This window comes from Kribbella sp. NPDC051586 (assembly GCF_044453965.1).
GTDB lineage: Bacteria > Actinomycetota > Actinomycetes > Propionibacteriales > Kribbellaceae > Kribbella.
Genome location: NZ_JBITDF010000007.1, coordinates 1 through 13,194 on the forward strand (window position 1 = coordinate 1; position 13,194 = coordinate 13,194).

The following is a 13,194-nucleotide window of genomic DNA, read 5'->3' on the forward strand; positions in this document are numbered from 1 at the left end:
GATGGTACTGCGACCGGGAGGTCGTGGGAGAGTAGGACGCCGCCGGACATTCACACTGTTAAGGGCCACCCCACCCGGGGTGGCCCTTAACACATATACAGCCCGGTTTCTCGTGGCCGGCCTTCTCAAAGGGCCCGTTCGGCGAGGAGCAGTTTCCGCTGCGGTGTGTAGGACCACCACGGGCGGCCCGGGTGGCCGTCCGCCTGATCTGTCGCCGACATGATCGTGTCCAGGAGACACGGGTCGTGACGTACACCGTCCCGGTCGCAGATCGTTTCGTAGATCTCGAAGGGATCGCGGCCGGCTAGGTCGTCGACCTGCGTGATTCCAGCGCGACCCAGATACCCGGCTACCGCGGCGCCGACATTCATGAGGCTGGTCAGGTCGCTTGATGACTTAGGCATAGTCCGACGATGCCTCGGCAGTACACCCGGCGTCTTGAACAGATCGGACACTCGCGCCACTTAGGATCGGTGGGTGGCTGTGTTGGTGTTGATCGTGGGTTTACCTGGTGCCGGCAAGACGTCGTTGGCCCGTCGGCTCGAGGAGGAGCGCAAGGCGCTCCGGCTCACGCCTGACGTGTGGATGGACGCGCTTTTCCACACCAACGAGTTCGACGGACGCCGTTGGGTACTGGAGTCCGAGCTGTTCTGGGGCGTCGCGGCGAGGGCACTAGAGCTTGGAGTCAACGTGATCCTCGACTACGGCTGTTGGTCGGAGGAAGAGCGCGACCTTTTTCGCACCAGGACGCAACAGCTGGGCGCGAGCGCGGAGATGATTCTTCTGGATCTGCCGATCGAGCAGTTGTGGGAGCGGATCGAGAAGCGGAACGCGGACCTGCCGGCCGGCACCTTCCGGATCAGTCGGGAGGAGCTGTACGAGTGGAGCACCCGGTTCGAGGTGCCGACGCAGGACGAGCTCGAGCGTTGGGACCAACACAGCGTGGTGACCGAGTAGCGATCTACTCGGGCGCGATCCCGACCAGTGCGGCGGCCGCGCAGATGTGGACCGGCGTGAGGTCGATGGGGGAGACCGGCGCCTGGAGGAGCGTGCCGCGCTCGTACGGCGTGAGCGTGATGTCGATGCCCGGTGCGCCGGCTACCAAGCCGCGGACGTACGTCAGCCAGCCCATCATCGGAATGCCCCGACGGAAGACGCCGGCCGCCGCGGCGAGCTCGGTGTCGGCGATGCTGGCCCAGCCGGGCTCCCAGATCGTGACGACCGCACGGAGCACCTGGGCGAAGCGCTCCGACTGCTCCAGCGCGTCCTCGTCGCTCCAGTGCAGCGTGAGCTGATCCGAGACCGTCGTCATCGTGCCGCCCATGGACAGATCGAACAGCCATGGCAGCTCGCCGGTGCTCTGCAGGTGGAGACGCGTCGTACTGGTGCCGTTCGCGAGCACCTTCGTGGTGGCCTCGACCATCTCTTGGAGCGGAGTGGAGCCGTCGGCCTCGAGGACGTGGTACCCCCAGCGCTCGTCCTGGGTCCAGTTGTGAACGTCGGGGAACGCGACGGCGACGGCGGTCAGCGTGCGGCCGACGCGGAGCGCGCGGTGCTCGACAGTCTCGTCACGGTGCGACCATTGGGCGCGGAGCAGCCAGGAGCCCATTCACGCCCTCCGATCATGAGGCGGCCGGATCTGCGGAGGTAACACTGCGGCACCGGATGACACTGTGGCGGATGACACTGTGGCACCAGCTGCCATGGCGGCGCCGGATGCAGGTGACGGTACGCCGTGATACGACCGCTTGACCAGAGGTCCGCCTACTCGGTGTGAGCAGGGGACAGCGATCTCTGGAAGCGTCACTGCACCAGTCTGCTGCACCTACCGGTCAGTGGTCAGCACCGGGGTCCGATTTTGGTAATCACCCAACGAAATCTGGACAACTGTCAAAGAGTTCAGCTCTTCGAGGTCGCCGCCAGCAGCCCGCTCAAGGCGCTCGCCTGCGTACGCCAGTCCCGCACACCTCCGCCGGCCCACCGTTGGCCGAGTCTGTTCAGCGAGTCGCGGTCGGTCTGCCAGATCGAGTCGGCCTGCCGCTGAGCATATGTCCGGTACGACGCATCGCCGGTGGAGTGGGCCAGATCCATCAGATACCGCATGAACACGCCCTTGAACTGCTTCTGGTTGTCGTCGCAGCTGCCGGCCGGGTCGCACGATTCGCTGAGGATGCCACCCGGACTGAGCAGCGAAGACGACATCGCGGCATCGCCCAACTGCCGAGCCTCGGCGAGCAGCGAACCGTCCCCGGTCGCCCGCCAGAGCTCGAGCGCCCCACCGATGGCCAGCCCCTGGTTGTACGTCCACACGGTCTGGCCGTTGTTGGCGCACGAGCCGGTCAGCCCGTCGTTCACCAGACCGGCCGAGTTGATCATGCCGCTGGCGCGGAACCAGTTCCATCCCGTCGTCGCCCGCTGCAACCAGACCGTGTCGCCGGCCAGCCGGTTGTGCAACGCCGCGGCCAGCCGGACGTAGAGCCCGTTGGTCACTGCGTTCTTGTACGTTCGCTCGCGGTCCCACCACACACCGCCGCCGCACGTCCCCGTGTCCCAGTAGCCCTGCACGTAGTTCGCGATCGTGACCGCCATGTCCAAGTACCGCTGGTCGCCAGTCAGGTCGTACGCCTCGACCCAGGCGATGCCCCACCACTCGGTGTCGTCGATCGCCCGGCTGATGAAGTTGCCCTCCAGCGCGTCGCCGCTCTTCTGGCCGGCTGGGAACACGCCCTTGTTCTTCTCGAACACCTCGTTCACGATCCACTGCAGATCGGTACGGCGGGTGCGCTGCTGGTAGTCCATCAACGTCGTCACTGCGACCGCAGAGTTCCACCAGCTCGAGAGCCACCACGCGGTGTAGGGCTGGTACGAGTACATCAACGCGTCGGCGGCTGCGTCGGTCCGATCAGTTGCCGGCCGCGCCCACGCCGTACAGCTGCCGCCCTGGCCTTCGACGGCACGCCCGCAAGCGCGGACAGCGCCGCCGTACAGCTTGGAGAGTGGATCGGTCGTTGCATAGAGCCGAGTGCTCGTCGAGGTCGCGCCGGAGCCGACGCTGGTCCGGCCGAGCGATGAACCGTCGGGCCATGACGCGCCTTCGTTCCAGGAGCGGTCAAGCCGGACCTCGTCGCCGGCGGCGCCGTTGGCGATCGTTCCCCAAGCCATGCCGCGGTTGTCGACATGGAGCGAGATCGTGCGGTTGGACAGAGTGGTCGACGGCACAGGCTGGTTGTCGCCGGATGGTCCGTCGCTGCCATCGCAGGCTGCCGCGCAAACGGCAGGGTGTACCCAGGCCGTGCAGTCGACGCCGGCCGCGTCACCGCACGCACGGATCAGGCCGCGTCTGTGGCCAGCTGGATCGGCCAGGTTGTACATGAGGGTGCGTGTGCCGGTCCATCCGGATGGGATCCACGCCTTGCCGAGCAGTCCGTCCCAGGTCGCGCCGCCGTCCCAGCTGCGGTCGAGCCAGACCGCATCGTTCGTCGTGCCGCCGTCGATGCTGCCCCACGCCATCGCGTCCTTGTCCGACACGTGCAGTACGACGTGACGCCCGTTGATCACCTTCTCCGGTACGGGGAATGTCTCCTCCTGTGCCTTCGACGGATCGAGGGTGTCGCATGCGACCGAGCAGACCTGGTCCGCCTCCACCTGCGCCTGGGCGGTCAGGGCACCCGCAGACAGCGCCAGTCCGAGCACAGCTGTCACTAGACGTCGCATGTCAGCCTCCGAGCCCGGGCTGGTCGGCCCACGTTGTGTCGGCGTCGTACGACCCGCCGCCGTCCCACGGGTTCGCCCCGCTGGCAGTGGCGATGTAGACGAGCTCGCTGGCGTGGCGGACGTAGTACGTCGGGTAGTTGATGGACTGCAGCGACACATTGCCCGCTCCGCCGGCGCGTGGCGGCTGGGCGCAGAACGTGGCGTCCTTGCGGAACGTGTCGGTGCCGTCGTCGGACGCCTTCTGCAGCCGGTAGTTGCTGTGCCGGAGGTACTGCCCGGGAAAGTTCACCGATTCGAGCGAGTAGCAGCTGCTCTCCGCTAGTCCCGGTCGGACGACGAAGCTCGCGTCCTGGCGATCCGTGAGCGACGAGTTGACGTCGATCACATCGGTACGTGCGAGCCCGTCACGATGACGCAAGACCCGGTCGGTGTAGCCGGCCGTAGTCACGCGGAAGGTTCGTACCTGGCCGACGGCGAGATCCGCGCCGCTGCGCCACCAGGCGGGGACCAGATTCCAAGTCGCGTCGTCGCGGAACGAGGCGTCAGTGTCAGCGCCAGGGTTGGGGTCGAGCCACACCTCGGAGTTGCGGTGCCGCAGGTAGTACCCGGGGCGCGCCGCCGACTCCAGCGACGTACCGCCGCCGCTCAGCCCGGGATGGGCGCAGAAGGTCGCGTCGGCCGGGTCGGGATTCGCCTCTTTGTAGATACGGAGATCTCGCTGGCGCAGGTACTGACCGGGGAAGTTGCGTGACTCGAAGGAGTAGCAGCTGCTGTTGGACAGCCCAGGCCGTACCCAGAACGTCGCGTCCTGCTTCAGAGTCTGGTTGCTGGCGGCATCGATCACGTCGGTGTTGGCCACGCCGTCGATGTGCCGCAGATAGCGGTTCGTGTACGACGGAGTCGTGACGCGGAACGAGACCAGCTTCCCGGTCGGGAGCGTCGTACCGTTCGCGGCGGCGAGCACCTGCTGGTTCACCGCCCGCACCCGGGCGAAGTCCATCTTCTGCACCTGGCGGTCGTAGGTGTAGAAGCCGTTGATCTCGTCCTCGACATCGGTCGGCTCGGTGTAGACCGATCCGGACAGCCCGGAGCCGTTGATCAGGTCAGGCAGCTGGCTGGTGATCTGCACGTACCGCGTGGTCAGCGCGTCGCTCGTCGGCAGCATCTCGTACGCGAAGCTGTTGCCGCTCGGCCACTCGTGGCCAGGGACGTGCAGCCCGAGGCCGCCGTACTCGCCGAGCTGCAGCACCCGTGTCGTCGACGGCGCCCGCGCGATACCGGGGCCGACGTACATGTGGTCGTCGATCACGTCGCCGTTGCCGGGATCCGGATCGGAGTCACAACAGTTCGAACCGGAGTTGTGGTTGACCAGGCGGCTCGGGTCGAGGCTCTTGACCAGATCGGCGATCCGGCCGGCCTCGAACTCGCCCCAGCCCTCGTTGAAGGGGATCCACTGCACGATCGAGGTGATCTGCTTGTGGCTCTCCACCATGCGGCGCAGCTCGGACTCGTAGCGCGCCTCGCCGGTCGCGGAAGCGTTGCGTCCGGCAACCAGCGACGGCATGTCCTGCCACACCATCAGCCCGAGCTTGTCCGCCCAGTAGAACCAGCGCGCCGGCTCCACCTTGATGTGCTTGCGGACCATGGTGAAACCGAGCGCCTTCTGCTGCTCGAGATCGAACCGCAGCGCGTCGTCGGTCGGCGCGGTGTACAGCCCGTCCGGCCAGAATCCCTGATCGAGCGTGCCGAGCGCGTAGACGAACTTGCCGTTCAAAGTCGGCCGCAGGAACCCGCCCAGCATCGCCTTGCCGACCGAGCGCATCCCGAAGTACCCGCCGACCGAATCGTCGCCCAGTGAAACGCGAACGTCGTAGAGGAACGGGTCGTCCGGCGACCAGAGGTGCGCATTGGGTACTGGCACGCGGAACTGCGTGCCGCTGACACCGGTCGCCTCGCCGACGACCTGACCGCCGGACAGCACCTCGGCGCGAACGGCCTGACCGGCCGAGGAGGCCTGCACGGTCAGGTCCAGACCGCCGGCCGCGACGTTCGGAATCGTGTCCAGCCGGGTGATCCAGGTCGCCTGCGTCGGCTCGAGCCACACAGACTGCCAGATGCCGGACGAAGGTGTGTACCAGATGCCGCCGCGGTTGATGCGCTGCTTGCCGAGCGGGATGTCCTCGCTGTCGACCGGCGCCCAGACGCCGACGACGATTTCGTTGCTCCCGGCCCGCAAGGCCGAGGTGATGTCGTACGAGAACGCGTCGTACCCGCCTTCGTGGACGCCGAACAGGACGCCGTTCACCCAGACCTTCGACTGCCACATCACCGCGCCGAAGTTGAGCTGCACCTGACGTCCCGACCAGCCGGCCGGGACGGTGAAGGTCCGCTTGTAGTACATCCGGTCCTCGTGGCGCTGGATGCCCGACAGTGCGGACTCGATCGGGTAGGGAACCAGCACCTCTTCGGGCAGGGAGCCGGTCGGCGGGTTGTTCAGGTCGCTCGTCGGCGCGAACTGCCACACGCCGTTCAGGCTCTGCCACTCGGACCGGGTCAACTGCGGCCGCGGGTATTCCGGGAGCGGGTCGGTGACCGAGACCTGATTGGTCCACGGCGTGGTCAGAGGTGGCGGTTTCGGCGTGAAGGCACTCGCGTGCAACGGCGTCAGCAGTACGGCGAGGAGGCCGAGGACCGTGGTCAGCAAAGCCCGACGTGACAGCATGTGGATCTCCCTGGGGCGGTAGGAAGAGAGCGCTCTCACCTGGTGAGTATGAGGACCTCCGCCGCCAGGTCAAGACCTCGCGTGATTGTTTCTGTCGGAAATTGTCGGACTACGTCAGGGTAGGCGAGGCCAGCTCCAGCGTCGGAGTGGACCCGCGGTACGACGTCATCCACTCGCGGAGCAGCTCGACCCGGGCCTCGTTGTCCTCGTTGCCCTTCACGACCGGCGCCTGGTTGTACGCCATCGTGTCGGAGCTGCGGCGGAGCTTGACGTACAGCCGGGACGAGGCGAGTGCGTACCGCTCCATGTCGTCCTGGAGTGCGCCGATGACGGTGATGTTCCGGTCGCGACCGATCTGCTCGAACAGCGCGACCGCCTCGCGACGGTGCTGCGAACCGAGGTTGCGCCCGAGCTCGTCGAGGATCAGCAGCAGCGGACGGTCCGACCCGCCGGCGAGCGCCGCAGCGCAGACCAGCTTCACCGCCTTCTCGTCCATCTGGGCGGTGTTGCCCTTGACGTTGAACGCGGAGAACGGGCCGCCCTCGGAGCGACGCCACTTCGGTGTGACCGTCCAGCGCCACGGCTTGTCCGGCTCGGCGGGCGGGTCAGGCTCGGGGAACTCGAGCTTCGCGCCGTACCCGCCGTACTGCTGGTCGAGGCGGTCGAACTCCTGTGACACCAGGCGAAGCCGCGCTTTGATGCCATCGGCAAGGGATGTGCGGTGGGCGCGGGCCGTGCTCTCCGCTTCGTCGAGGCCCTCGCGGGCGCGCTCGAGAGCGGCGTTCCGCTCGGCGCGCTGGCTTGCGATCTGCTGTTGCTGCAGGCTGTCGAACGTCTCGTGCTGGGCGAGGTGGCTGCTGAGCGTCCGGTGCAGCGCGGGCACCAGTCCGACGCGATCGCCCAGCGTGCCGCTCGTCCAGCCGTCCGCGCCGTTCAGGATCTCCCAGAGCTCGGTCGGGATCTCCTCGCGCGAGCGGGCGTTCGGGAAGCAGCGGCGGATGACGTCGTCGAGCAGTGTGCAGGCCTGGTGGTTCCAGTCGGCCGTCGTGCGCCGTTGCGCGTCGTCGGGCAGGCCGAGGATGAACTCCTCCGCCTCCGCGGGTGTCCCGCCCCAGGCGGTGGTCCGCGTGGTCAGGTCGAGCGTGGTCTGCTCCTCGAGCAGCGCGAGCCGGCGACCGGTCAGGTCGTCGAGGATGCGGTCGTGATCGCGGCGGGTCGCTTCGAGGTTCTTCAGTCGCTCGTCGCGCACCAACTGCTGGCCGGCCGCGGCCTCCGCGGATTCCTTTGCTGCTTGGAGTTGTGGTGCAAGCGAGTCGCGGTCGGTCTCGTGCCGGTCGATGGACTCGCGGAGCTGCAGGATCTGCTCCTGGACCGCGTCCGCGTCGGCCAGCGCCTGAGCGGCTGCGGTCCGGCGCTCTGCCTGCTCGACCCGGGAACGCGCCTGCTCCAGCGCGGCGGATGCGACTGCGCGGGCCGCTTGGGCGGCCTCCACCCGACGCCCGGCTGCCTGGATCCGGGCGGTCCGGCCGGTGATCGGCTCGTCGAACTGACCGACGGCGACGACACCCGCGGCTTCGTCGATGTTCTCCTTGGTCGCGCGCTCACCCAGGGCCGCGAAGAATCCGTCCAGTGCGAACCGCTTGTCCGCCGACTTCGGCCCGCGGCGCAACTTCGGCGCGCCCGGACGATTCGCCAGCACCAGCAGGAATCCGGGGTACCCGGCGTCGGCCAGCGCGGTCGTCGCAACCGTGGCGTCACCGGCGTCGATGACCACCGCCTCGCGGTACGGCGCGAGCCGCGGCTCCCACTCGGCCCGGTCGGACTCCGGCAGCTCGGTGATGTCGGTCAGCGCACCGCACTCGATGCCTGCGGTCTCGAGCACCTGCTGCTGGGTCGCGGACACGGTCTGACCGCTCTCGGCCTCACGGAGGTCAGCCGTTGTGTGCTCGACGGCGACCCGCGCGGCGTGGTCGCGGCCGATGTGCTCCTCCAGCACCTCGCGGGCTTCGGCCTGCTCCTCACCGGCCGCGGCCAGGTCGCGGCCGTCGGCCGAACGACCCGCCTCGAGCAGCCGCCGATGCTCCTGACCGAGGCGCTCCAGCTGCTCCCGCACCGAACGCTGCGCCAGATCGAGCTCGCGGTCGCGGGCGTCCAGCTTGTCCCGCTCCTGACGGGTCAGCTGGACGTCCCGGAGCATGCCCTCTTCGTTGCCAAAGGCATCTATCTCCGTGTCGACAGATTCCTTCCGGGCTTCCTGCTCAGCAACACGTTCGTCGAGGACGCCGAGCTCCTGGAGGATCTCGCGGTTGCGGGCGTCGCCGTCGATCAGATGCCGGGCGCTGCGGGCCTGCCAGGACTCCTTGGCTGCCGCGAGCGCCTCCCGCGCGGCGGCGCGCTGCAGGATGCCGGCCTCGACGGTCGCCATCTCCTGCTCCCACCGCTGCAGGTCGGCCGTCGCCTGCTTGGTCGCCTCGCGCTGGGTGTGCTCGGCGGACCGGTGCGCCTGCTCCTGCTCGAGCTCGTGGTCGAGACCGGTGAGCGTCGCGATCGCGTTGAAGATCCGGGCCGGGCCGAGCTCGTTGAGCGGCTCGGCGAGCAGGTTGGCGGTCGGACTGGAGCGCACCGAGGTCGACAGGAACGACACGCAGCGGACCTGCCCGCCGTACAGGACCTGGGACAGCTTGTTGGCGTGGAAGTCGGTGCGGCCGTTCGAGTGGGGGAGGGCCACCCAGAGGGCGTCGGCCCCGGCGGCGCGCTCGGCCTCGGTCGCGCCGTACGGGATGTGCAGGCCCTGCTTCCAGCGGAGATCGATGTACGACGCCTTGCGGTTGATGCGGATCCAGACGGTGATCGCGGCGGCCTCGACCTCGTCGAGGTCGGTGAGATCGGGGTCGGAGAAGACGCCGACGATGTAGCCGCGGTCGACGTTCGACCAGTTGCCCTCCTGGCCGGCCGCTTCGGCGGTGAACAGCAATTCGGCCGCGCCCGGAGCACCGCTGGTGAGGCGCCACTGGTCGTCGGCGTGCAGGAGGCTCAGCGCGGCGATCCACGACGACTTGCCGGCGCCGTTGGAGTCGGTCGGGCCTTGGCCGGCGACCGTGATCAGGCCGCGGCCGATCATCGGGATCGGGTGTGTGGACAGCCGGGACAGATCGACGACCTGGACCCCGAGCAGCACTTTCGACCCGAGAATGTCGAACGGCCCGTCCTCCGCAGCGGCGCTCATGCGTCATCTCCCGTTGTAGTGCTGACTGGTACGCCGTTGCGGGCGCGGATGGCTTCGGCGATCGGGCTGGCCGGGGCGGCGGCGAGGATCAGTTGGTCCTGCAAACGGCGGCGCGCTGCCGGTGTCAGGCGCTGGAGCTGTGGACCCGGGATGTACGACGGGCCGCCCGAGTGATCGCCCGAGAGCTGGATCAATCCGGCGGCGCGCAAGCGCTGCAGGGACAGGCGTCGCTCCTCGCCGCTGATCCGGGTCGTCCGCAGCTCGTCGACCGTGGTGGGCCGCGCGGACTTCCAGCTGTCGCCGGTCAGGATGCCCTCGCTGCGCGGGATCGCGACCGAGTGGACCAGCACCAGGACCAGCACCGCACGATCGATGACCGACAGCGGCTGCCAGCCCTGCGCGGTCAGGCTCGCCGCGATGTCGTCGTCGTATCCGGCGGTCCAGTGGGTGCCGTCGACGTGGACGAGCGTCCGGCCGATGAGCTTGAGCATCCGCTGCACCTGCCGCCGGAGCGTCACATCGCGGAGGCCGGCCAGCTGTACTTCGGCGACCGGGTGCGCGGCGTACTGCACCGCGCTGAAGGCGGCGAGCACTTCGTCCCGCGCGCGGTCGCTGAGGTCCTGGAGCAACGAGTCGAACAACGCGTGCTGCTCAGTCATCCAGCACCTCCTGGCGCTCGTCGCCCTCCGGTCCCGGAGTGGAAAGCACCGCAGGCGGCGGCTCGGGAAGGTGGCGGCAGAGGTCGCGGAGGGTGGAGAGATCGGTCGGGGTCCAGGTGACGACGCGCGGTCCGAGCCGAACCTCGCCGGCCTTCTCGTCCCAGCGGATCCAGTGGGTGGCGTGCAGGCGGCGGAGGCTGCCGATGATCAGCGTCAGGTCGCTCGACTGCTCGGGGCGGCCGCGCATCCCGGCGTACACGGATCTGATTTGGGCGAGCGTGCCGATCTCACTCGGCCAGGCCGGCGCGCTGCGGTCCGTCCAGCAGCAGGTGACGCAGATCGCGAGCACGCGAGCCGTCTCGTTCGGCTGCTCGACGGCGACCGGGGGAGAGCCGAGCTCCTCGAGGACGCTGTGACCCGCGCCCGAAGGCAGGGTCGGGACGAGCCAGACGGTCGAACCATCAGGCGACGCCGCCCGGGTGAGGCCGGCGACGGCAGGCGTGTCTGGGTCGACCTCGAGCGGGCCGGCAGACTGCACCTTGGCCCACCACAGCGCGTTGTACAGCCGCCGCTCGACAGCCTCCGTGCTCATCGCGCCACCCTGCGGAACACGCCTTCGGTGGCCCAGGGCGTCCCCGCGGTCGGGTCGATCCGCATGCCGTCGGACCAGACCAGCTCGTAGTCCAGCTCGTCGTGCAAATGCGCCGCGGTCAGCTCGGCCAGCACCCGTCGCGCCGTGATCCAGTCGCCGGCATCGTCGATGACCTGCACGATGTCCACCTCGGACCGTCCCGCCAGCACGCGCTCGGCCTCGGCCCGCAGGTCCTCCCGATCGGTCGCGGCAGCAGACTCGGGCGCATCCACATCCCCGGTCGGGCGCGGGGGCGCCATCCGCGCGCTGCCGGTCCGGCGTCCCGTCTCGACCGCCTCGACCATTGTCTGCGGCGAGAAGTCCGGCGCGGCTGCATCGAACAGGAGGCCATCGAGTACGCCGGCCAGCGCCTCGGGCTCACTGCTCCGCGTGAACGTCAGCCAAGTCTCGATCGGGAGCAGCCCGAGCGCCCGCGTCGTGCCGGCTCGCTCGACCAGGCGGCCGGCGGCCAGCTGGACGGCGTCGGCGTACGCGGCCAGGGCCATGCGGAGCGATGTGCAGTCGCGGTGGAGCTCGGGCCAGCGCTCGAGAACGATGCGGTGCACCTTCTCGGCCTGCTCGATCAGGCGCTCGTTGCCCCAGGCGAGCTGGGCGTTCTCCCGGAGCTGGGCGGTGGTGCTGGTCGAGACCAGGATGGCCAGCTCGTTGCCGAGGAGGCGGAAGACCTTGGTCATCCGGCCGATCGACTCCCGGCCGTTGTCGGCCGTCGCCTGCGGATCGCTGACGCTGTGCGCCTCGAGGGTGAGGAGCTGGTGCAGCTCGGCCTGACCGCCCTGGACCGACATCCGGCGCAGGAACATCAGCATCACATACGGCGCGAAGGCGGCGCGGTGGCGCAATTCGTTCGGACGGTCGACGAGTTTGGTGATCGCGCCGTACTGCCGGAGCACTTCGAAGCGGCGGACGATCAGGTCGTGCGGATACGCCCGGCAGGCGAGGGTGGCCTGCTCGACCGTGAGACCGTCGCTGCCAGCCTCGGCGAACGCGTCCAGGATGGCCTGGTCGACGTCCAGCAGGTCGGGGTCGACGATCATCGCGCCGGCCTCACGGGCGAGCACGGCGAAGACCTGACGGTAGACGCGCAGGACGGCCGCTTCAGCCTCGGCGTCGAGCAGTGTCGCGTCCATCCGCACTCCCTCCCGTGTGATAGCAGCTGGGCTACCAGAGAAAAGGACTCTAACCACCCGCACCGACAGACCAAAACTCACCCGCCACCAGCCTGTGGAAAACCGGATGACGAGCGGTGCGGAGCTGCCTACCATCCGAGATGTGATGAGAATCCTTGGCTGACGCGGTCGACAGGCCGCGTCAGTACCACGGCGCCCCACGCGGCGTCGCCCCGCCGGTGCGGGCCCTGTCGCAGGGCTCCCGGCGCGCTTGCTGATTCTCTCCATTCGGAGCTTGCACATGACTGTGCACAACGCGCGTTCCATCGGCGCGCAACATCCCCGTGTCCGTGACCTGCTGACCCTGCGGAAGGACGGTTCACCCGGCCGGATCATGGTCGAAGGCAGCTGGGAACACGACCGACTGCTCACCACCACGACCCCGATCGACGCCTTCTTCTGGTGCCCGGAGGTCGCCACGACCGAGGTCCACCGGATCGCCGAGCGGGCCACCGAGGTGTACCGGATCTCGGAGAAGCTGCTCGCCCGCCTCTCCCGCAAGACCCGGTCCGACGGCCTGATCTCGATCGCGCGGCTCCCGGAGTGGCGTCCGCACACGTTCGAGTTCACCAGCGAGTCGCTGGTGCTCGTCGCCGACGGCGTCGAGTACGCCGGAAACCTCGGCACCCTGATCCGTACGGCGGACGCCGCCAACGTCGACTGCCTCGTCCTGACCAGCAGGCGGGCCCGGCCGACGCATCCGTCGGTGTACTCCGCCAGCCGGGGCACCGTGCTCTCGACGCCGATCCTGGAGTTTGACGACATCCCGTCGGCCGCGGAGTGGCTGCGCAGCCATCGTTTCCGCGTCCACCTCGCGGATCCGGCGGCGACGGGCACTTATCGCGTTCCGCAGTACGACGGGCCGACGGCGTTCGTGGTCGGGTCGGAGGGTTCCGGGCTGTCGCGGGAGTGGCACGACGAGGGGTTCGACGCGGTGTCGATCCCGATGCTCGGGCAGGCGGACTCGCTGAACGTCGCGCTGTCGGCCGGGATCCTGCTGTTCGAGGCGCGGGCTCGGAAGGCGGGCTGGTGAGCTCGGCAGGCAGAATGGCACG

Annotated in this window: 10 protein-coding genes; 2 read left to right on the forward strand and 8 right to left on the reverse strand. The window is 68.7% G+C overall.

Annotated features, from left to right (window positions below; all coding sequences use genetic code 11):
* Positions 1-125: 125 nt before the first annotated feature.
* Positions 126-404: a helix-hairpin-helix domain-containing protein gene (locus tag ACIA58_RS41030; protein WP_396409299.1), complete on the reverse strand. Its 279-nt coding sequence runs from the start codon at positions 402-404 to the stop codon at positions 126-128.
* Between the two features lie 73 nt (positions 405-477).
* Here ACIA58_RS41030 and ACIA58_RS41035 point away from each other — a divergent pair, with 73 nt between their 5' ends.
* Positions 478-957 (forward strand): AAA family ATPase, encoded by a 480-nt coding sequence (locus ACIA58_RS41035; RefSeq protein WP_396409300.1) that lies wholly within the window; start codon positions 478-480, stop codon positions 955-957.
* Between the two features lie 4 nt (positions 958-961).
* Here ACIA58_RS41035 and ACIA58_RS41040 read toward each other — a convergent pair whose 3' ends face one another.
* The 7 genes from ACIA58_RS41040 to ACIA58_RS41070 form a co-directional block, all read right to left on the reverse strand.
* Entirely contained in the window at positions 962-1,609 is a 648-nt protein-coding gene (locus ACIA58_RS41040; RefSeq protein ID WP_396409301.1) for a hypothetical protein, read from the reverse strand.
* Positions 1,610-1,899: 290 nt separating this feature from the next.
* Positions 1,900-3,714, reverse strand: a complete 1,815-nt coding sequence (locus tag ACIA58_RS41045; RefSeq protein WP_396409302.1) for a glycoside hydrolase family 76 protein — start codon at positions 3,712-3,714, stop codon at positions 1,900-1,902.
* Between the two features lies 1 nt (position 3,715).
* Entirely contained in the window at positions 3,716-6,436 is a 2,721-nt protein-coding gene (locus ACIA58_RS41050; RefSeq protein WP_396409303.1) for an AbfB domain-containing protein, read from the reverse strand.
* Between the two features lie 109 nt (positions 6,437-6,545).
* Positions 6,546-9,662 (reverse strand): chromosome segregation ATPase, encoded by a 3,117-nt coding sequence (locus ACIA58_RS41055; protein ID WP_396409304.1) that lies wholly within the window; start codon positions 9,660-9,662, stop codon positions 6,546-6,548.
* Complete coding sequence (locus ACIA58_RS41060) at positions 9,659-10,321, reverse strand: hypothetical protein (RefSeq protein WP_396409305.1); 663 nt, start codon at positions 10,319-10,321, stop codon at positions 9,659-9,661. The genes ACIA58_RS41055 and ACIA58_RS41060 overlap by 4 nt, the downstream gene beginning before the upstream one ends.
* Complete coding sequence (locus ACIA58_RS41065; protein WP_396409306.1) at positions 10,314-10,913, reverse strand: hypothetical protein; 600 nt, start codon at positions 10,911-10,913, stop codon at positions 10,314-10,316. The genes ACIA58_RS41060 and ACIA58_RS41065 overlap by 8 nt, the downstream gene beginning before the upstream one ends.
* Positions 10,910-12,100, reverse strand: coding sequence for a hypothetical protein (locus ACIA58_RS41070; RefSeq protein WP_396409307.1), 1,191 nt, complete (start codon positions 12,098-12,100; stop codon positions 10,910-10,912). Before ACIA58_RS41070 ends, ACIA58_RS41065 begins: the two co-directional genes overlap by 4 nt.
* A 280-nt stretch (positions 12,101-12,380) precedes the next feature.
* Here ACIA58_RS41070 and ACIA58_RS41075 point away from each other — a divergent pair, with 280 nt between their 5' ends.
* Positions 12,381-13,172 carry a TrmH family RNA methyltransferase gene (locus tag ACIA58_RS41075; RefSeq protein WP_396409308.1) on the forward strand — a complete coding sequence of 264 codons (792 nt, stop codon included), beginning with the start codon at positions 12,381-12,383 and terminating at the stop codon, positions 13,170-13,172.
* Positions 13,173-13,194 lie beyond the last annotated feature (22 nt).

Coding starts and splice junctions, on each gene's coding strand:
- ACIA58_RS41070 (WP_396409307.1), bottom strand. CDS start 12,100: ATGGACGCGACACTGCTCGACGCCGAGGCTGAAGCGGCCGTCCTGCGC.
- ACIA58_RS41040 (WP_396409301.1), bottom strand. CDS start 1,609: ATGGGCTCCTGGCTGCTCCGCGCCCAATGGTCGCACCGTGACGAGACT.
- ACIA58_RS41060 (WP_396409305.1), bottom strand. CDS start 10,321: ATGACTGAGCAGCACGCGTTGTTCGACTCGTTGCTCCAGGACCTCAGC.
- ACIA58_RS41075 (WP_396409308.1), top strand. CDS start 12,381: ATGACTGTGCACAACGCGCGTTCCATCGGCGCGCAACATCCCCGTGTC.
- ACIA58_RS41055 (WP_396409304.1), bottom strand. CDS start 9,662: ATGAGCGCCGCTGCGGAGGACGGGCCGTTCGACATTCTCGGGTCGAAA.
- ACIA58_RS41045 (WP_396409302.1), bottom strand. CDS start 3,714: ATGCGACGTCTAGTGACAGCTGTGCTCGGACTGGCGCTGTCTGCGGGT.
- ACIA58_RS41030 (WP_396409299.1), bottom strand. CDS start 404: ATGCCTAAGTCATCAAGCGACCTGACCAGCCTCATGAATGTCGGCGCC.
- ACIA58_RS41065 (WP_396409306.1), bottom strand. CDS start 10,913: ATGAGCACGGAGGCTGTCGAGCGGCGGCTGTACAACGCGCTGTGGTGG.
- ACIA58_RS41050 (WP_396409303.1), bottom strand. CDS start 6,436: ATGCTGTCACGTCGGGCTTTGCTGACCACGGTCCTCGGCCTCCTCGCC.